Origin of the sequence: Desulfovibrio desulfuricans (assembly GCF_024460775.1) — a bacterium.
Classification (GTDB): Bacteria; Desulfobacterota; Desulfovibrionia; order Desulfovibrionales; family Desulfovibrionaceae; genus Desulfovibrio; species Desulfovibrio desulfuricans_E.
Map to the genome: position 1 here is coordinate 14572 of NZ_JANFYZ010000021.1, position 19624 is coordinate 34195.

Sequence of the window (19624 nt, forward strand, 5' to 3'; positions counted from 1 at the left end):
ACCCCTTTTGCGTTGCGTCTACGCACTGAATGACCGAAAGGCTAATTACCATGTGAAAAATTAAACTACCCCTGAAATCCTGTAAGGCAGGTCTTTTCCAGTGTACTTATCGGACAAAACGTGACTTTCAATATATCAATTATACTTATTTTCACAAGAAATCTCTACGAGCGTGATAGGGATTTTTACGCTGCCATTTCGCGCTGATAACTATCAATCTCATTAGGACGGAGAAGGCGTGAATATCTAATACTCGATAGCAGCAACTACTTGCGATAAGCGAAGCATGGCAGAGCAACACTGAATTGCGGTGGGGGCCTACTGGCGGGATAATGGGATCAGCCTTATCAGCGCCTTGAGGCCGCCGGATCGGAAAGATCAGGCAAAGCCCCGCCCGCTATGGCCCACAGATACAGGCTTGCGGCCGAACCATAAGGACTGTAGCGCCGGCGATAGATTTCAAAGCGGTCGCGGCTGACTTCCCGGTGCCGATAGAGCATGCGCAAGCCCCGCAGAATGGCTAGGTCGCCAAAACTGAGAACATCAGGCCGCTGGAGTGAAAACAGCATGAGCATTTCCGCTGTCCAAACGCCAACCCCGTCCAGCGCGCACAGGGTGGCGCAGAGGCTGGCATCGTCCATGAGCCTCAGGGCCTCCACATCCAGCTCTCCCAGCAGTACCTTGCGCGCGGCTGCCTTCATATACGCAACCTTGCGGAAGGATAGCCCCACTCCCTGCAACGTGGCAGTTTCAGCGCCTTCTATGGTTTCAGGCGTCACTTCGCCAAGGGCAAGCACAAGCCGCGCCCACACGGTCTGCTGCGCCTTGGTGGCAATCTGCTGCCCGACTATGGAGTGCATGAGCGCGTCAAAGAGGTCTGGCCGCACCTCCCGCTGTATGGGGCCTATGCGTTCCATGGCTGAGGCCAGACGTTTGTCTTTGCGGGAGAGAAAGTCGATTTCTTTTTGGCCGTAGATAAAATACTGGGGCATTATTTTAGTCCTGCACAAAGGTTGCGGTGTCTGATAGTACAGCATGCCAGCCTCCTGGCGCAAATACAAAAATTCCTGAAGGAACCATGGCGGCAGGCGGCCATAAAAAACGGCGCGGAATCTCAAGGATGCCGCGCCGTGAAGGGATTATATCAGCTTTTAAAGCAGATAAAACTTAACCAGCCTAGTTTTTGAGGCTGTGAATCGGCGCAGGAATGCGACCGCCAAGCCCGATAAAGTCCGTGGCGTCGCCCTTGGGCACGGGGATAATGGCCGCCTTGCCGAGCAGGCCGCCAAAAGACACTTCTTCGCCAACGCCCTTGCCGGGCACGGGAATAAGGCGCACAGCCGTGGTCTTGGTGTTGATGACGCCGATGGCCATTTCGTCGGCAATGATGCCGGAAATGGTCGAAGCGGCCGTGTCGCCGGGGATGGCGATCATGTCCAGCCCCACAGAGCACACGCTGGTCATGGCTTCCAGCTTTTCAAGGCTGAGCAGGCCGGAGGTGGCCGCGGCCTCGATGCTGGAATCTTCCGACACGGGGATAAACGCGCCGGACAGACCGCCCACGGACGAAGAGGCGAACGCGCCGCCCTTTTTCACCGCATCGTTGAGCATGGCCAGCACGGCAGTGGTGCCGGGCGCGCCAATGCTCGAAAGGCCCATACTTTGGAAAATTTCGCCCACAGAGTCGCCCACCGCAGGCGTGGGAGCCAGGGAAAGGTCGGCCACGCCAAAGGGCAGGCCCAGACGGGTGGCCACTTCGGTACCGATCATTTCGCCCACGCGCGTCACCTTGTAGGCCGTGCGCTTGATGACTTCGGCCATGTCCAGCAGGGTAAGGCGGCCGCCCTTGCCGTTGTGCCCGGCTTCGCGGGCGCGATCCAGGGCTTTTTTGACCACGCCGGGGCCGGAAACACCCACGTTGATAACAACGTCAGGCTCGCCCACGCCAAGGTAAGCGCCAGCCATGAAGGGAACATCCTGCGGAATATTGGCAAAAACCACCAGCTTTGCGCAGCCGATGCCGCCGCGTTCGGCGGTGGCTTCGGCCACCTTGAGGATCTGTTGACCCATGAGGGCCACAGCATCCATATTGATGCCGCTGCGCGACGAAGCCACGTTGATGGATGAGCAGATGCGGTCGGTTTCGGCCAGTGCCTGGGGCAGCGCCTCAATCAGGGCGCGGTCGCCCTTGGCAAAGCCCTTTTCCACCAAAGCAGAAAAACCGCCCAGGAAATCAACGCCAGCTTCCTTGGCCGCCTCGTCAAGGGCCTTGCACACGCGCACCATGCCATCCGGGCCAAAGGGCGCGCCCACCACGGCAATGGGGCTCACGCTGATGCGTTTGTTCACCACGGGGATGCCGTATTTGTCGCCCACTTCGTTGCACACGCTCACGAGCTGCGAGGCGTAGCGGCGCAGCTTGGCCTTAACGTTGGCGGTAAAAAGATCAAGGTCGTGGCTGACGCAGTCAAACAGGCTCACGCCAAGGGTGACTGTGCGCACGTCAAGATGCTCGTTGCGGAGCATGTTCAGGGTGCTTATAACTTCGCGTTCTGAAAGCATGGAGGTCTTCCTGTATGTTCGGGCTGTCGGCCTGCCATATGGCGGCCCCGCCCGGAAGGCGGTTTTGCCCTGACGCGCAATACCGCGCGCTCAGGGGAATGTGCATCGTGTCTGAAACCGGGTCGCGCCCTGTTTCAGGCGCAGACCGGTGGTGCATGCGCCTCGGCAACGTGAGGCCTAAAAAGAATTCACCCGATGCACAGCCTCAAAAATATCCCTGTGCTGGGCGCTGACGCGCAGGTCGCGCTTCTGCCCTTCGCAGTCAAGCTCGCGGCGCAGGCGGCCCATGTCAACGCTGTCAGGCACCATGACCTCAAACACAAAAAGCGCATGGTTGTTGCCGCCCTCGCCCAGAATGGCCTTGAGACTCTCAATGTTCACGCCGTGCTGGGCAAACACGCGGCTCATGGCGGCGATAAGACCGGGCTTGTCCGGCCCGTCGGCAGTGACCACAAAGGGTTCGCAGTGCAGGTCTGTGCCCCACTGCCCCTTGATGGCGGGCCGCACGAGGACGGAAAGATCAACCTTGGCGGATTCCAGCCCGGCGCTCAGCTTGGCGCGCAGGGTTTCCGCGTTTTCTTCCGGCGCTGCAACAACAAAGATAGCAGCAAACTCGCCGGAGAGGATGGTCTGGGTCACTTCTTCGATGTTGCAGCCGCTGTCTTCGAGAATGCGGCTGACAGTGGCCACCACGCCGGGGCAGTCGCGCCCCAGAAAGGAGGCTGTAAATTTTTGCATGACGCTTTCCTTGAAAAAGCCGTCAGCTTGATTCTGACGGCGGTTGTATCGTGTAAAAGGGCTTTATATACGTAAACAGGTCAAAACTTCAAGGGGGCGCAAAGCCCCGACTGGCGCGGATATAAGCCGCTGCCTGCATTGATGTTTCCTGCTGCGCCAGAGTCGCATCAACAGCAGAAGCATCCAACAAAGCATTATGTTACAGCAAGTTGCAGACACATTCCTCACAATCTTGACGCCCAAGCGTGAATGGCATATCGTAACGCTCCTTTCAGGTATGGGCCACTCAGGAGTCGTTACGTGGATACTCGGGAAAAGAAAAACAGCAAGCCGGCTATCAAGCTGGGTACCAAGTCGCAGCATGCGGGATATTTTATGCCCATGCTGGAAAGTTTCGCCGCGCGCGAAGGCCTCAACGAAGTTGTCAAAAACAGAGTTGTCAAATCGTGCGACCTTTTGGATGCGGGCGTACCGCTTTTCCCCAACGACTTCCGCAAGGAACACGACGTTGCCTGGGTGCTGGACAAATTCGGCGCTCTTGAAGGCGAATCCCTGGACAGCCAGGAAGACGTGTTTGCCATTGCGGGCCGCATAGTTTCCCTGCGCTCGTTCGGCAAGGTGGCCTTCTTCCATATTATGGACCAGAGTGGCCGCATCCAGTGTTACGCCTCGCGCGAACACATGGATGAAGAGAACTACACAGTGGTCAAAAAGCTCGACGTGGGCGACATCGTGGGCGTTTCCGGCCACCTGTTCCGCACCAAGACGGGCGAACTCACCATTGCCTGCCGCAAAATCAAGCTCATCACGCGCTCCATGCGTCCCCTGCCGGAAAAATATCACGGCCTCACAGACATGGAAACGCGCTACCGCCAGCGTTACGTTGACCTTATCGTCACGCCGCGCGCGCGAGAGATTTTCTTCAAACGCAGCCTGATTGTGCGCGAATTCCGCCGCTTTATGGAAGACCACGGCTTTATGGAAGTGGAAACTCCCATGATGCAGCCGCTGGCTGGCGGCGCTGCGGCCAAGCCTTTCAAAACGCACCACAATGCCCTTGATCTGCCCCTGTTTTTGCGTATTGCGCCTGAACTCTACCTCAAACGGCTGCTGGTGGGCGGATTTGAAAAGGTCTTTGAGCTGAACCGCAACTTCCGCAACGAAGGCATAGACACGCGCCATAATCCGGAATTCACCATGTGCGAATTCTACTGGGCCTATGCCACGTTTGAAGACCTCATGGACTTTACGGAACAGCTTTTTGCCCATCTTGCCATGACGGCCTGCGGCACAACAGTTGTGCCCTATCAGGGCGAAATGATCGACCTCACGCCCGGCAAGTGGACGCGCCTCAGCTTCTACGATTCGCTCACCCAGGTCGGTGGGCATTCGCCGGAATTCTACAACGATTACGGCAAGGTCAAGGCCTACATCCGTTCACGCGGGGAAAAGGCCGCCGACAGCGAAAGCCTGCAAAAGCTGCATGCCAAACTTTTTGATCTTGATGTGGAAGGCAAGCTCATTCAGCCCCACTTCATCTATCATTACCCAACGGAAATCTCGCCGCTTTCACGCCGCAATGACGAGCATCCGGAACTGACGGACCGCTTTGAGCTGTTCATCACCGGGCGCGAGCTTTCCAACGCATTTTCCGAGCTCAATGATCCTGTGGATCAGCGCCTGCGCTTTGAAGATCAGGTGCGCGAACGCGAAGCGGGCGATGACGAGGCCCACAGCATGGATCAGGATTATCTGCGCGCCCTTGAATACGGCATGCCTCCGGCTGCAGGGCAGGGCGTGGGCATTGACCGCCTCGTGATGCTGCTTACCGACTGCGCCTCAATCCGCGAAGTTATTCTCTTCCCCTTGCTGCGCCCGGAAGTGTAGAACGATAGGGTGCCACTTTATTTGACCGTCTGTAAAAAGTATTGATACGATTGCTCAGCAAAGCGCCGCCTTATTGGCGGCGCTTTTTTGTTTTTCAGCAATTTTAACCATATACAGATTCGGTCCCCCATAAAAACTTGCCGGTCAAAAAACATTTTTGAATCAAAGGCATATACTATTGTCGCCTCTGGTCGATAATTATACTCATAAAAGTGTAAACCAAGTTCATTGGGCATGTTTTCGCGCAGGGCGCATACATTTATCGCATTGGCTTGGGCAAGGAGGTTCTTATGAAAATTGGGCTGCTGGGCAAGATGCTCCTGTCCATTCTTACTCCGGCAATTGCAGGGCTGCTGCTGGTTGCTGGTGTGAGCTATAAAATTTCTGAAAGCAACTTGCGCGAGCAGATTATCAACGATGCAAGAGCGCTGCTGCGCTGCCAAAGCATCGGCCTGCATGCCATGCTAACAGTGATGGAAGAGTCGCTCTCCATGGTTGCCGCCGATAACAGGATCATTTTATATCTTGATGCAGTCAACGATAAAATGCCTGAAGTCATGACGCGCACATTGTTCAACGATGCAGATGCTGCACTCAATACATTTGTGACGCTCAATTCCAACTTTGAATTTTGCGGTGTTGCCGGGAGGGACGGCATAGCCATTGCCCATCACCTGGCAGGCGAAAAACACCCCAGCAAATCCGTGGGAGTAAGTTTTACAGACCGCTCTTACTACCAGCGCGCCATGCAGGGCCAGAAGACCATTACTGGCGTGATCAGCAAAACCACAGGCAAGGTTGCAACTATCATCGGCCTGCCCATCATGCGCAATGGCAAGCCCGAAGGTCTTGTGTGGGCAGGCATCGACAACGAAAATCTCGCCCAGACAACTACAAACCAGATCGATTTCGGCACCAAGGGCGGCATCTATGCCTATGACACCAAGGGCATAATGATGCTGAACCGCGACATCAAGACATTTGGGCGGGATGACAGCAAAAAACCCTATGTTGCGGAAATACTGAAAAATCCAGAGGGATTGGTACGATTTACGGGCGAAGACGGGGGCAATAAAACAGTCTTTTACAGGGCCATGCCCGAAGTCGGCTGGATTCTTTGCCTGGAAGTGGACAGAGACGAAATTTACACACCCATGCGGATAATGCTGGGCAACTCCATGATGCTGACTTTTGCAAGCGCCCTTGTGGTCGGACTGATCATCTTCTTTGCGGCGCGGGCCATCGCGCGACTGCTCAGGAGCATTTCCGGTATTGCGGAATCCGTTGCAGAAGGACGCCTTGAAACAACCCCTGCAGAAAAAGCCATGCTCTTTGCCGCAGAAAAACGCCGTGATGAATTCAGCACGCTGGCATCTGGCATGGAACACATGGTCGGCAATATCAAAACGCTGTTGCAGGAAAGTGAACAAAAAGCCAGAGACGCCCAGCAGGCAACGGAAGAAGCCAGGCTTGCCACCGCACGCGCGGAAGAAGCGGCCCAAAGGGCAGAAAATGCCAAGCGGGAAGGCATGCTCGCTGCAGCGGGGCAACTGGAAGAAGTGGTCGCCATCATTTCTGCTGCCTCAAGCCAGCTTTCCGGGCAGATTGAGCAGTCGGACCAGATAGCCGCGCAGTCGGCCCAGCGCCTCAGCGAGGCAGCAACTGCCATGAATCAGATGAATGTGACCGTGCAGGAAGTGGCCCGTAATGCTTCTTCGGCCTCGGCAGTCTCTGCCGAAACGCGCACCAATGCTGAAAGCGGCGCAAGCATTGTGGAAAGCGCCCTCCAAAGCATCGGGCAGGTGCAAAAGGTTTCGCTGGCGCTCAAGGACGATATGACCAAGCTGAACCAGCATGCCCAGGCAATTACCCAAATCATGAACGTGATCTCGGACATTGCCGACCAGACCAACCTGCTAGCCCTTAACGCAGCCATCGAAGCTGCCCGCGCGGGCGACGCCGGGCGCGGTTTTGCTGTGGTGGCCGATGAAGTGCGCAAGCTGGCGGAAAAAACCATGGCCTCCACCAATGACGTGGGCAATGCGATCTCTGCCATTCAGCAGAGCGCTTCGCAGAGCGTGGCCGCCATGGACAAGGCCCTGACGGAAGTAAATACGGCCACCGAATTTGCCAACCAGTCGGGTGCCGCCCTGCGGGATATTGTGAGCAATGTGGAAGCCACTGCCGATCAGGTAAGCGCCATTGCCACCGCAAGCGAGGAACAATCCGCCGCCAGCGAGGAAATCAACCAGTCCATCGTGCAGGTCAACGCCATGTCCGGGCAGACTTCGCAGGCGATGGGCCAGGCCACAAAGGCCGTGGCCGACCTTGCCCAGCAGGCGCGCAGGCTGAGCGAACTTATTGAGGCTATGAAACGGGGCTAACACCCGGAACAATAAAACTTGTGGATGATCAGCCTTGTCCCTGAGGACAATAACGAAAAGAGGCCCCCGGCCTGGTTTGTCAACCAGCCGGGGGCTTTTGCCTGGTAGGTATCCTGCTAATGGGGATTTTTTCAAAATCAACACCAGACTGAAAAGAACTGGCAACAGGCAGAATGGTACAACGGAACCGTCTGTGTTCTAGCGGCAACGCCGGATACGCGCCAGTCTGGCACCTTCTCCCCTCCGAGGGGCTGCACCGGGTACCTGCCCTTGACAGTGCCCTGCTGCGGGAAGTTTGCTCCAGGTACAAACAGTTGCGCGCTGCCTGCCAGCGGCAATCCCTGACGCAATTGGCTTGCCTTGCGGCAACGCAATGCCCCAGGTCTAAAATAACTCTTGAATATCCGGGCAAGGTGGGACAATATGCCGCAAATGTCATTTGAACTATTCGTTGCCCTGCGCTACCTCTTTTCGAGGCGAAAGCAGACATTCATCTACATCATATCGATCATGTCCATTCTGGGCGTGGCTATCGGCGTTGGTGCGCTGGTGGTGGTGCTTGGCGTGTACAACGGCCTCACCACCGACATGCGGGACAAAATCCTCGGGGCCAATGCCCACGCCATTGTCATGTCCTATATCCCCTCGGCCTTTGAGAACCGCAGCGACCTTCTGGATCGGGTGCGTTCTGTCAAGGGCGTGACCGGGGCAACCCCCTTTATTTACACAGAAGTCATGCTTTCCGCTGGCGGCGGCGTCAAGGGCGTTGTCTTGCGGGGCATTGACCCGAAGTCGGCCCCTGCAGTGCTTTCCATGCTGCGCCAGATGCGCGTGGGTTCTGCCGCCGATCTTGAGCGCGAAGGCGCGCCAGGGCTTATTATTGGCGAGGAACTGGCCAAGCGCCTTGGGCTTGGCATGGGCAGCCGCGTGAATCTGCTTTCGCCCTCAGGGCAAAAGACCACCTCAGGCTACGCGCCGCGTGTGCGCCCCTTTGAAGTGGTAGGTATTTTCAAGACTGGCATGTTTGAATACGACTCGTCGCTGGGTTTTGTTACGCTCAACGCCGCGCGCGATGTGCTGGGCCTGCCGGAAAATTATCTTTCGGGCGTAGAACTGACCGTGGCCGATGTTTACAAGGCGGACAAGACCGCTGCCGAAGTTTCAACCGAGCTTGGCTCGCCCTTCTACGTGCGCTCATGGATGGAAATGAACGCCAACCTTTTTGCAGCGCTCAAGCTGGAAAAAATCGGCATGTTCATTCTGCTGGCCATGGTGGTGCTTATCGGTTCTTTCTCTATTGTAACAACCCTGGTCATGCTGGTTATGGAAAAAACGCGCGACATCGCCATTATGATGTCCATGGGCGCCACAAGCAGCATGATACGGCGTATTTTCATGTTTCAGGGAACAATCATCGGGGTTATCGGCACATTGCTTGGCTATGCGTTTGGCCTTTCGCTCGGCTGGCTGCTCAAGCGCTACCAGTTCATCAAACTGCCTGAAAACGTCTATACCCTCGATCATCTGCCCATTATCATCACCCTCTCCGATGTGCTCATCATTGGCGCAAGCGCCATGCTGCTGTGTTTTCTGGCCACCCTTTACCCGGCTCGGCAGGCATCGCGCCTGCAACCGGCAGAAGCCCTGCGCTACGAATAGCCATGTCAGCACTCTATACTTTTTCAAACGTGGGCAAAAAATTTGCCACACCCGGTGAAGAGACCGAGATTATCAAGGATATCAACCTGGTTGTGGAAGAAGGCGAGATGCTCGCCATAGTTGGACAGTCCGGTTCCGGAAAGAGTACCCTCTTGCATCTTATGGGTGCACTTGATACTCCAAGTACGGGCGAGATATGTTTTGAAGGGCGCAACATGGCGCTCATGAGCGCTGACCAGAAAGCTGCCTTTCGCAACAAGACTCTGGGCTTCGTTTTTCAATTTCATCATCTGCTGCCGGAATTTTCAGCCCTCGAAAACGTGGCAATGCCGGCAATTATTGGCGGTGCTAAACAAAGCGCCGTAATGAGCCGTGCGCGTGAAATGCTTGACCGCGTGGGGCTATCGGCGCGTATGGAAAGCAAGATCGCCACTCTCTCGGGCGGCGAACGCCAGCGGGTGGCCATTGCGCGCGCGGTTTTTATGCGACCGCGCGTTCTGTTGGCTGACGAGCCCACCGGCAATCTGGATGAAGTTACGGGAGCGCAGGTGGGCGCTCTCATGAACGAACTCAACCGTGAATTGGGCATGACCCTCGTTGTTGTAACGCACAACCGAGAGCTGGCCGCAGGCATGGGCAGAACCCTGGAACTGAAAGCGGGGACATTGTATGAAAAGATTTTTGAATAACGTACTGTGCAAAGCCCTGTGCCTTGCCGTGCTGGCCTGCGCCACCCTGGCGCTTCCGGGTGGAGCCGTAGCGGCAGAAGGGCCCCTTGTGCTTGTTCTGCCCTTTCAGGTGAACGCCGGGCCGGAAATGCCCAACGCCTCGCAGGATGTGCCTCAGGCGATTGCCGATCAGCTCAAGCAGAACGGCATGCGCACTGTTCCCATGGAAACCGCCCGCGTTTTGCAGCGCAACAGCGGTGAATCCATTGACCTTGCCACCGCCCGCGAGCTTGGCCGCAAGGCCGGAGCGCGCATGGTCATTTACGGCAAGTTCAATCAGCTTGGTCAGGGCTTTTCCATGGACACGCGCATTGTGCCTGTCTATGAGGGCGAAGCCGTCCCCGCCGGATTTGAGCGTAACTCGCTGACCTCGCTGAACGAGTGCGCCGCTGTGCTGGCCAAACGTGCGGCAGAAATTTCCAATCCCGCCACCGCCGCCGAGGCCGCGCCCCAAAAAAACGATGCGCCGGCGACCCTTGTTCCCATGAACGCCCCCACCTCTGCCCACGGCGGGCTTGCCGATGTGCAGGTACGCGGCATGAAGGTGCTTGACCCCGATACAGTGCTCATGCGCCTCACCATCCGCAAGGGCGACAGCCCGGACGCCACGGCCATCAACGAAGAAGTAAAGCGCATATGGGATATGGGCTACTTCAGCGATGTGCAGGCCACGCTTGAAGGCAACGTGCTTGTGTTCACCGTGGTTGAAAAGCCGCGCATCGACAACATCGTTGTTGACGGTTCGGACAAGGTCAGCAAGGACGACGTGCTTGCGGCCATGGGCACCAAGAGCGGCAGTGTTCTGAACGAACAGGTGCTTTCGGACGACCTCCAGAAAATCAGCGAACTGTACCACAAGGAAGGCTTTTACCTTGCCAAGGTCACCTACCGTCTTGAAGACCGTCAGGGTGGGCGCGGCGCAGTGCTGGTGATCAGCGTTACCGAAGGCAACAAGCTTTATATCAGAGACGTCAAGATTGAAGGCCTCAACAAGCTCAATCGCGGCGATCTTGACAAATACATGGCCCTCAAGACACGCGGCATTTTCTCGTGGCTGACGGGTACCGGCGTGCTCAAGGACGAATACCTGGAGCGCGACACCAACGCCATTGCCGCCTTTGGCCTTAACGAAGGCTACGTAGATATTCAGGTGGCTGCGCCAACCGTTGAATACCGCGACGACGGCATCTACATCACATTCAACGTGCACGAAGGCCCCCGCTACACCGTGCGCGACGTGGTCTTTGCTGGCGATGTTATCGACAGCGAAGACAAGATGCTTGAAGTCGTGCAGATGGACGACTGGAAAAAATCCGACAAGTACTTCTCCCTCACGGTCATGCAGGAAGACTCCAAACGCCTGACCGACTACTATTCCGATTACGGTTATGCTTTCGCCGAAGTGGACACCAAGGTCGTCAAGGCCGATGACGGCAGCGATCAGGTGGACGTGGGCTATGTGATCAACAAAAAGCAGAAGGTCTTCATCCGCCGTCTGTCTGTCGAGGGCAATACCAAAACCCGCGACAACGTCATCCTGCGCGAAATGCGCCTGGGCGACGGCGACATGTACGAAGGCGCCAAGCTGCGCCGCTCCAACGAGCGCCTGAACCGTCTGCACTTCTTCTCTGCCGTGGATATGGAACTGATCCCCACGGAGAACGAAGACGAAGTTGACCTCAAGGTCAAGGTCAAGGAAACCAATACCGGCGCCATCATGGGCGGCGTGGGCTACTCCAGCTACTACAGCGTGGGCGTCACCGCATCCGTCATGGAGCGCAACCTCTTTGGCCGCGGCTACTGGTTGCAGTTGCAGGGCTTCTTCTCCTGGCGTCGTACGTCGGGCGTGCTGTCCTTCACCAACCCGCGCCTGTACGATACCGATCTTTCTGTCGGCAACGACCTGTACTACACGCACGATTACTGGGACAACTTTACCAAGGACACCGTCGGCGACACCATTCGCCTGTCGTATCCCATTGGTGAATACACCAGCATAGGCGGCGGTTATCGTCTGGAACGTTATGTTCTTTACGATGTGGACGACGACGCCTCTCCCTACATTCGCGACTACAAGGGCACCAACTGGACAAGCGCCGTTTCTGGCCGCATCCTGCGCGACACTACGGACTCCAAGGAACGCCCCACCAAGGGTACCATTGCCCGCCTGTGGGCTGAATACGGCGGCGGCGGCCTCGGCGGCACAGACAACTTTATCAAGACTGTGGCCGACTGGCAGGGCTTCTGGTCCTTTAACCCGCAGAACACCATCCACTTGCGAGGTCGTTTGGGCGGCGTGTACCAGAATACCAACTCCAACGTCCCGGTGTTTGAACGCTTCTGGGTTGGCGGCATGGATACCATTCGCGGTTACTCCTTCTCCGACCTCTCGCCCCGCGACTACAAGTACAACGGCGACCAGATCGGCGGCGACCGCATGGGTGTTGCCAACGTTGAATACATCTGGACCTTCCAGAAAGACCTTGGCCTTGCTCTGGTTCCCTTCTTCGATGCCGGTTACAACATCGACAGCAAGACCATGGGCAACGACCTCAACAAATACATCGTCTGCTCCACGGGCCTTGAACTGCGCTGGCGTTCGCCCATGGGCGACCTTCGTATCGCCTACGGTATCCCGCTGGTTCAGGACTACGACAAGGAACGTGAATCCGGTCGCATAGAATTCAGCATGGGCCAGTTCTTCTAGCCCTCACTTCTGCCGCAGCAGCGGCAAAGATTCAGCGCGCCGGAGGCACAGTTTTCTGTGTATCCGGCGCGCTGCTTTTTCCATGCCCATGCCAAGGCTTATCAGCCGGCAAAAGAGGGCGTTTTGCCATCTTTGCGCTGCTGGCATACAATATGCTAACAATAACGCAGGCAAAACTTTAAAAGTCAAATTACCGACACCATCATGGCAAAAGGAAAAACCGTGGCCGGAAAAAAAGCCCAGCCCAAGGCTTCCGAACCAACTGGCAGCAACCAGATGCGCAGACTTGTTCCGCCTCTGGCCTTTCTGGTTGCCCTGTGCCTGATGGTCGTCTGCTTTTACGACTCCGGCTATACTTCCTTGCCGCCAACTGGCAAGCGCTACGATCTTGCCAAGGCAAATATTGAAACCCTGCGGCAGGACGAAAAGCGTTCGGGCCAGCGTGAACCGTGGGAAAATCTGGCTGCGGAGTTCCGCGCCATCTATGATGCTGATCCGGGCTGGCCCAACCGCCCTGCGGCCCTGTTCCGCGCTGCGGAAAGCCTGGAGGAGCTGGCCCGACGCTCGTTCGCCAAGGCTGATGCCCGCAAGGCCATTGAGTGTTATGAAGCTGTCGCCCAGCGCCATGCCGACAGCCGGCTTGCCGATGACGCCCTTTTTCGTGCGGCCAAGCTGCACGCCGCGTGGCTTAAAGACGACAAAGGGGCACTGGCCCTGCTTGAGCGCATCAAAGCCCAGTACCCCAAGGGAGATATGATTCAGGAGGCACTGGCCCTGGAAAAGACGCTTCAGGCCGCTGCCAACGGGCGCACCGCCCCAGAGGCGCGTCAGGTTTCCAGCACCGATGGCAAGGAACCCAAGGATGAGGCCGCCCCTGCAAAGGGAGCTTCTGCCCCCACGCCCAATACAGCCGCATCTTCCACAGCTGGTGGCGCTGATGCAGGAGGCCAGCTTGCCAAGGCTTCGGCCTTACAGTCCCTGCCACAAGCGGAACTTTTGCCCCGTTACCGCGAGGCCAAGACAAAAATGGATGCCCTGCGCGCCGACAAAGTCCGTTCATGCTGGCGTCAGCCTTGGGAAGAACTGACTGCTGAATTTCTGCGCATCTATACCAGCCGTAAAGACTGGGCCATTTCTCCCGGTGCGCTGTTCCGCGCTGCTGCCAGTCAGGAGGCTCTTTCAGACTGCTCGCATCTTGCAGATGAATACCGACAGGCGCGCGACCTCTATCTCAAGCTTGCGCAGGAATTTCCCAAAAGCGCCCTGGCTGACGACTCGCTGCTCCGCGCCGCGTCCATTGAGGCAGACCGCCTGAACCAGACCTCGGAAGCTCTGGAACTGCTTGACGCCATCATGGCCCTCTATTCCGGCGGCGATATGGTGGCGGAGGCGCAAACCCTGCGCACCCGCCTCACAGGCGCACCTGCAGCAACTGCCAGCAAGGCTGGCAATGCGCCGCAGGTTACCCGCCCGGTGGTTCAGTCCCTTTCGTGGAATTCGCTGAGCAAGAACAGCGTGGAGATTGTCCTTGAGCTGAGCGCCCCTGCCCGTTACACGGCAAAATTGAATACAAGCAGCGCAAAAGGCAAAAACAGGGCTGAGCAGGCATCCTTGCATGTCGCTCTGGAAAATGCCTCTGTGGAAAAGGATATTCGCAAGGGCGTGAATATCCGGGGCAGCCTTTTCAAGGGAATGAGCGTCAGCGACAGCAAGGGCGGCGAAACCGTGCTCCAGTTCAATTTTCAGGACGCTCGCCGCTTTGATGCCCGTACAGAAACCAACCCCTGCCGCATTATCCTGCGGGTGGCTGGCGGCAGCACGCAGTTGCCGCCTGTCAGCAACGCAAAAGCCGGATTCGCCGATGCGCAACCCGCAGCGGAAAACTCGGCAACAGTGGCCGATGCCAGCGGCACCCAGCCTGCGACCCCGCCCTCGCCGCGCCTGGTGCGCGATATGGCCCGCCAGCTCGGCCTGACGGTACGCACGGTATTTATTGATGCCGGACACGGCGGGCGGGACCCCGGCACCAATCACAACGGAGTGCTGGAACGCATCGTATCCCTTGACGTGGCCCTGACCCTGGGCCGACTGCTTGAGGCCAATGGCCTGGAGGTTGTTTACAGCCGCACTGCCGACAAGCATATCTCGCTGCGTGAACGCACCACCATGGCCAACGCCGCCGGAGCGGATCTGTTTGTTTCCATCCACGTCAACGCCAATGATGATCCTTCAGTGCAGGGCTTTGAAACATACTACCTCGATATTGCCAGCAATCCTGAGGCAGCACGCCTCGCCACCCTTGAAAATGCTGACGGCGACCACCGGCTCGGCGATATGCAGAAAATGCTCGCCGATGTCATGCTCAATGCAAGGGTGGACGAATCACGCCATCTGGCGCAAGATATTCAGCGGCTTTCACAGTTCCGTTTGAAGCGCCGACAGTATGATACAAAGGATAATGGCATCAAATCTGCGCCATTTATTGTTCTGCTCGGCGCACAAATGCCCGCAGTACTTGTGGAAATTGGTTACTGCACCAACAGGGAAGAAGCAGCAAGGCTTCTTACGCCCAAATACCGCATGACCCTGGCCGAGGGGCTTGCCGAGGGCATTCTTGCTTACAAGGACAAGCTTCTTAAGCGCAGGACGGTCCAGAATTCCTTGACGCAAGAAGGCGCTGGTGCTATGTGAGGCGAGTAATTTCAACTACGTGTCCCCGGCCTGTATCATAGCAAATGACTGTTCCTTTGGGCGCGTCTGATAATTATAGCTGTTTTGCCAAATGTATTGAACAGTTGCAAACAGCAGTGGCATCTTCTCTTACGGCGCGCGGGTCATCCCAGTTCCGCAAGGACGACATAACAAATCAGCATTGGGGAAGGAGAACTTTCATGCGCAAGGTTTTGATGACGGCTGTTGCGGTTGGCTTGTTGCTTGCCGGGCAAGTCTATGCTGCAGACGGCGGCGCCGTACCCGCAGCCAAGATCGGTGTTGTTGACATGCAGACCGTGGCGACGCAGAGCGTCCCTGCCCAGGCCGCCAAAACAACAATGGAAAGCAAGTTCGGCACTGAACGTAACGAACTTGAAAAACAGGGCGAAGCGCTGAAGAAAAAGGCCGATGCTCTGAAAAACCCCAAGGCCAGCGAAGAAAAGAAGCTGGACTTCATCCGCTCCAAGCAGGATCTGGATCAGAAGACCCGTAACTTCCTGCGCAAGGTTGAACAGGAAGAAGTGAAGCTTCGCCAGGACATGGTTACCCTGGTTTTCAGCGCCACCTATGAAGTTGCCCGCGCCAAAGGCTTCAACTTTGTGGTGGACGTCACCGCCGGTGGCGTGCTGTACGCCGACCAGTCCATGGATCTGACCCAGGACGTGCTGGCCGAAGTGAACAAGATCTACAAAGAAAAAGCCAACGACAAGAGCGGCAAAAAATAAAGCCCTCAGCCGTTAATTCTCAGGCCTCTCAACCCGGATGGGGCGAGAGGCCTTTTTTCATGCCGCCAACAGGCGGATAAGAACAACTCATCAGGAGGCCCCCATGCAGGATACCGCCCCCCAGAATACGGGCATGGACATACAGCGCATTTTGCGCCTGCTGCCGCACCGCTACCCCTTTTTGCTGGTGGACAGGGTTGTGGAATGCGTAGCAGGCTCGCACATCCGGGCCTATAAAAATGTTACGTTCAACGAACCTTTCTTTCAGGGGCATTTTCCCGGTGCTCCCATCATGCCCGGCGTGCTCATTCTGGAAGCTCTGGCCCAGACAGGCGGCCTGCTGGCCGTTTCCGGCATGGACAGCCTGGACGACAAGCTCTTTCTCTTCACCGGCCTTGATGGCGTAAAATTTCGCCGCCAGGTGGTTCCCGGCGACAGGCTTGACCTTGAATGCAGCAATCTGCGCATGAAACTCAAGCTCTGCAAAATGGAAGCCCGCGCCTTTGTGGACGGCAAGCTTGCCGCAGAGGCCCAGATTACCGCCGCCATCGGCGACAGGCCCAAGGGCTAGTTCCACAAAAGCTGGCCGCAATGTTTAAGGGGAAGGGATTAACAATCCCTTCCCCTTTCATTTTTCTGCCCTCCGGCGCAAGGCCATCTGCCCACAAGCAGACCGCACGACGGAATTTTTTACTGCTATTTGCCCTAAAAAAGCGAAAGGCTGTGCAGGGCATCCACCACATCTTCCACCGGCAGCGAATCAAGACAGGAAGTGTGAGGCCGTGGGTATTCAAAGCCCAGGTTGAGGTAGGCGTATGGCCCCTTGTGCGGCAAAAGTGCGCGCACATGACGCCCCACCGGCCCCCAGCGCAAGGGATTGGTCGGCCCATGCAGCCCCACTGTTGGTGCGCCCGCAAGCGCTGCCAGATGCATGGTGCCCGTGTTTACGGAGACTACAGCCGTGGCGCGGCTGAACAGCCAGGCAAGGCCTGCAAGCGATGTTCTGCCCGCAAGCGAAATCGCAGGACATTGGGGATGCGCCCGCAAAAAAGCGTCATTACGCGGGGCATCGGCTGGCCCACCGGTCAGGTAGACCTCAAAACCCTTGCTGCCCAGCAGTCTGGCCAGAGCATCCCAGCTGTCGGCAGGCCACTCCTTGAGCCAGGCATTGGAGCCTGAGGGCCACATGTGCAGAAAAACCCTCTGCGGCAAGGCATCGCCTATGTCGCCTGCTGGTTCCAGCCTGCCGCAAAGTTCAGCGGGCAGATCATCCGGCGGAGACTGCGGCAAAAGCAGGCGTGGCGCACCCTGAAGATCCGGGTACAGGGCGCGGCCCAGCTCCATGAAATTTTCCACCTCATGCCTGTCATTGCGATGAGGCACCTTGAAGCTATAGCCAAAGGCGCGGTGCTGCCCTTCCGTATCAAAGCCCACTGTGGTTCGGGCGTTGGAAAGATTGCTCAATATGGCCCCAAGCCGCGCCCACTGCGTGCTGTCAATGAGCACATCGAGACGTTGCTCGCGCAGCCATGCTACCATGGCAGAAACATCCGTCACCGCAAAAGACGCGCACTGGTCAATACCAGGGATCAGACTGACAGTGGCGGCATTGGCGCGGGACACGAGCAGGGCAATATGCACGTTGGGCAACCGCTCGCGCAGGGCGGTGATCAGCGCTGAAAGCAGCAGCAGATCGCCAATGGCTCCCAGACAGATAAAACCCACTCGCTGCGGCGCTGCGGGCACAGATTTTTTGCCCAGGCGCGCAACCGCGCTGCATGCCGCCAGGGGTATGCCCGCATAACGATCAAGCAAACGGTTAAGCCTGTTGCCGCGTTCTCCCATCAGTATGCTCCATACCCGGTTATGACCACAGGAATCGTTTTGGCCAGGATCCACAAATCCATCCAGACAGACCAGTTGTTGATATAATAGTGGTCATAGGCCACCCGTTCGGCATAGGTGGTATTGTTACGGCCAGAAATCTGCCACAACCCGGTAATGCCGGGCCGCACCATGCAGTATTCTTCATACACCGGGCCGTACTTTTGAACTTCGTTCTGCACAATGGGGCGCGGCCCCACAAGGCTCATATCGCCGATAACCACGTTGAGCAGTTGCGGCAGTTCATCAAGGCTGACCTTGCGCAAAATGCGGCCCACGCGGGTTATGCGCGGATCATGCTTGAGCTTGTGGTCTTTTTCCCACTCCGCCCGCAATTCAGGATCGTGCTCCAGCACTTCCCTGAGCACCATATCGGCCTTGTCCACCATGGTGCGAAACTTGAAAATCCGTATCTCGCGCCCCCCGTGGCCAATACGTCGCTGGCGATAAAATACCGGGCCCTTGCTGTCTAGGCGAATAGCCAGAGCCAGCAGCAAGCCAAGAGGCAGCAGCACAACACCGCCAAGGGCGCAGAACAGCACATCCATAAATCTTTTGACCCGCAGGCGGCGCTTGTCGCGCAGGTTTTGGCGCACCTGCAAGCCCACGGCAGTGCCAAGGTCGCGCGGGGTCAGCCAGTGCGCGCGGAAGCCATCGTTGAAGGAAGGCACCACAAGAATGCGCTCAAAATACCGGCTGGCTTCGGTAATATAGTCCAGGCTCTGCCCCTGATCCGCCTTTTGCAGAATCATGGCCATCGCCTTGGGCTTGGCCTGCGCCGTTTCCGCAAAGAGTTTGCGCACGTCGTCTTCACTGGTGGGCAAAGAATATATGGCGACCGGGTGCAACCCGCGCTCTGGGCGACGCTTGAGGTACCGCCAGAAGTCACGCCCGGCGTTGCCGCTGTCAAAAATTATCAGCGGTCTGCCCCACCAGCGGCGACGCATAAACAGGCGGCGGCAATAGCTGCGCATGAGCGGCAGGGTAAAAACAGTAGCCAGCCAACTGCCCGCAATAACAATCCGGGAATAGGTATCGCCTGCTTTTGAAAGGAAAAGCACTGCCAGAATGATGCCGTACATGAGGCTTGTGAGCTGGAACAAGGCCTTGAGTTCCCGGTGCGGAGGCAGACTTATGCTTTGATAAAGGCCAAGCCCGGCGGCCATCACCGGCCCCATGAGCAACAAGGGCAATGCCCCGCGGTACTGTGCAAAATCCACGTTGCCAAAAGCGGCGCGCACAAGAAAAACCACCAGGGCCGTGCCGAGGATGGTGAAAAGGTCAGCAAGACTAAGCAGGGTTTTTTGCGGGGAAAGCCCGCAAGCCAGAAGCGCCCTGACCCAGAGGGGATATTGTTTCATGAGGAGCGGCGCTGTGCCGATGGAACCGGCACCACGTTTGCGCACGGCAAGCCGCGCTGTTGCTGAAAACACAGATACTCAAACAATGTAATGTTATTCTCTTTCTTTACAAAGCACAATAATCCCCCCTTGCGATGCTGGCAGCCCCCGGCGGCCCTGTGACGCGGGCTATCGCCCTTGCGGCTTACCCTTATTCACGAAATGCCCTCGCTTTCGGGTCGACAAAGCCGACACCGGCTCGTACATTTCGGGCCGCCTCTGCCCCGGCGGCCCTGTG

The 19624-nt window shown here is 57.1% G+C and carries 13 protein-coding genes; 8 read left to right on the forward strand and 5 right to left on the reverse strand.

Annotation, left to right across the window (positions count from 1 at the left end; translation table 11 throughout):
• Window positions 1-347 precede the first annotated feature (347 nt).
• From NE637_RS14660 to NE637_RS14670, 3 genes are all read right to left on the reverse strand, one after another.
• Window positions 348-992, reverse strand: coding sequence for a DNA-3-methyladenine glycosylase family protein (locus NE637_RS14660; protein WP_215647284.1), 645 nt, complete (start codon window positions 990-992; stop codon window positions 348-350).
• Window positions 993-1176: 184 nt separating this feature from the next.
• Window positions 1177-2562, reverse strand: coding sequence for a PFL family protein (locus tag NE637_RS14665; RefSeq protein ID WP_192112466.1), 1386 nt, complete (start codon window positions 2560-2562; stop codon window positions 1177-1179).
• Between the two features lie 177 nt (window positions 2563-2739).
• Window positions 2740-3300 carry a glycine cleavage system transcriptional repressor gene (locus NE637_RS14670; RefSeq protein WP_192112465.1) on the reverse strand — a complete coding sequence of 187 codons (561 nt, stop codon included), beginning with the start codon at window positions 3298-3300 and terminating at the stop codon, window positions 2740-2742.
• Window positions 3301-3681: 381 nt separating this feature from the next.
• Here NE637_RS14670 and lysS point away from each other — a divergent pair, with 381 nt between their 5' ends.
• The 8 genes from lysS to fabZ all read left to right on the forward strand — a co-directional run bounded on the left by lysS (window position 3682) and on the right by fabZ (window position 16673).
• Window positions 3682-5187: a lysine--tRNA ligase gene (gene lysS / locus NE637_RS14675; RefSeq protein ID WP_192112551.1), complete on the forward strand. Its 1506-nt coding sequence runs from the start codon at window positions 3682-3684 to the stop codon at window positions 5185-5187.
• A 290-nt stretch (window positions 5188-5477) separates the two neighbouring features.
• Window positions 5478-7571 carry a methyl-accepting chemotaxis protein gene (locus NE637_RS14680; RefSeq protein ID WP_227119364.1) on the forward strand — a complete coding sequence of 698 codons (2094 nt, stop codon included), beginning with the start codon at window positions 5478-5480 and terminating at the stop codon, window positions 7569-7571.
• A gap of 432 nt (window positions 7572-8003) precedes the next feature.
• The gene (locus tag NE637_RS14685) at window positions 8004-9230 is read left to right on the forward strand and encodes a lipoprotein-releasing ABC transporter permease subunit (protein WP_192112550.1); all 1227 of its coding nucleotides are present in this window, start codon (window positions 8004-8006) and stop codon (window positions 9228-9230) included.
• Between the two features lie 2 nt (window positions 9231-9232).
• A complete protein-coding gene (locus tag NE637_RS14690; protein WP_022657995.1) occupies window positions 9233-9919 on the forward strand; it encodes an ABC transporter ATP-binding protein in 687 nt (228 codons plus the stop codon).
• Entirely contained in the window at window positions 9900-12665 is a 2766-nt protein-coding gene (bamA, locus tag NE637_RS14695) for an outer membrane protein assembly factor BamA (RefSeq protein ID WP_227119363.1), read from the forward strand. Before NE637_RS14690 ends, bamA begins: the two co-directional genes overlap by 20 nt.
• Before the next feature lie 222 nt (window positions 12666-12887).
• A complete protein-coding gene (locus NE637_RS14700) occupies window positions 12888-15356 on the forward strand; it encodes an N-acetylmuramoyl-L-alanine amidase (protein ID WP_227119362.1) in 2469 nt (822 codons plus the stop codon).
• Window positions 15357-15556: 200 nt separating this feature from the next.
• Window positions 15557-16102, forward strand: coding sequence for an OmpH/Skp family outer membrane protein (locus NE637_RS14705; protein ID WP_192112461.1), 546 nt, complete (start codon window positions 15557-15559; stop codon window positions 16100-16102).
• 103 nt (window positions 16103-16205) lie between these two features.
• Entirely contained in the window at window positions 16206-16673 is a 468-nt protein-coding gene (gene fabZ, locus NE637_RS14710; protein WP_192112460.1) for a 3-hydroxyacyl-ACP dehydratase FabZ, read from the forward strand.
• A gap of 134 nt (window positions 16674-16807) precedes the next feature.
• On the opposite strand, the gene NE637_RS14715 is transcribed toward fabZ, so the two are convergent.
• Together NE637_RS14715 and wbaP are read right to left on the reverse strand one after the other, a co-directional pair.
• The gene (locus tag NE637_RS14715) at window positions 16808-17947 is read right to left on the reverse strand and encodes a glycosyltransferase family 9 protein (RefSeq protein WP_227119361.1); all 1140 of its coding nucleotides are present in this window, start codon (window positions 17945-17947) and stop codon (window positions 16808-16810) included.
• On the reverse strand, window positions 17947-19419 hold the full coding sequence (gene wbaP / locus NE637_RS14720; protein WP_227119360.1) for an undecaprenyl-phosphate galactose phosphotransferase WbaP: 1473 nt from the start codon (window positions 19417-19419) through the stop codon (window positions 17947-17949). Before wbaP ends, NE637_RS14715 begins: the two co-directional genes overlap by 1 nt.
• Between the last annotated feature and the right edge of the window lie 205 nt (window positions 19420-19624).

Coding starts and splice junctions, on each gene's coding strand:
- NE637_RS14660 (WP_215647284.1), bottom strand. CDS start 992: ATGCCCCAGTATTTTATCTACGGCCAAAAAGAAATCGACTTTCTCTCC.
- NE637_RS14665 (WP_192112466.1), bottom strand. CDS start 2,562: ATGCTTTCAGAACGCGAAGTTATAAGCACCCTGAACATGCTCCGCAAC.
- NE637_RS14670 (WP_192112465.1), bottom strand. CDS start 3,300: ATGCAAAAATTTACAGCCTCCTTTCTGGGGCGCGACTGCCCCGGCGTG.
- lysS (WP_192112551.1), top strand. CDS start 3,682: ATGCTGGAAAGTTTCGCCGCGCGCGAAGGCCTCAACGAAGTTGTCAAA.
- NE637_RS14680 (WP_227119364.1), top strand. CDS start 5,478: ATGAAAATTGGGCTGCTGGGCAAGATGCTCCTGTCCATTCTTACTCCG.
- NE637_RS14685 (WP_192112550.1), top strand. CDS start 8,004: ATGTCATTTGAACTATTCGTTGCCCTGCGCTACCTCTTTTCGAGGCGA.
- NE637_RS14690 (WP_022657995.1), top strand. CDS start 9,233: ATGTCAGCACTCTATACTTTTTCAAACGTGGGCAAAAAATTTGCCACA.
- bamA (WP_227119363.1), top strand. CDS start 9,900: ATGAAAAGATTTTTGAATAACGTACTGTGCAAAGCCCTGTGCCTTGCC.
- NE637_RS14705 (WP_192112461.1), top strand. CDS start 15,557: ATGCGCAAGGTTTTGATGACGGCTGTTGCGGTTGGCTTGTTGCTTGCC.
- fabZ (WP_192112460.1), top strand. CDS start 16,206: ATGCAGGATACCGCCCCCCAGAATACGGGCATGGACATACAGCGCATT.
- NE637_RS14715 (WP_227119361.1), bottom strand. CDS start 17,947: ATGGGAGAACGCGGCAACAGGCTTAACCGTTTGCTTGATCGTTATGCG.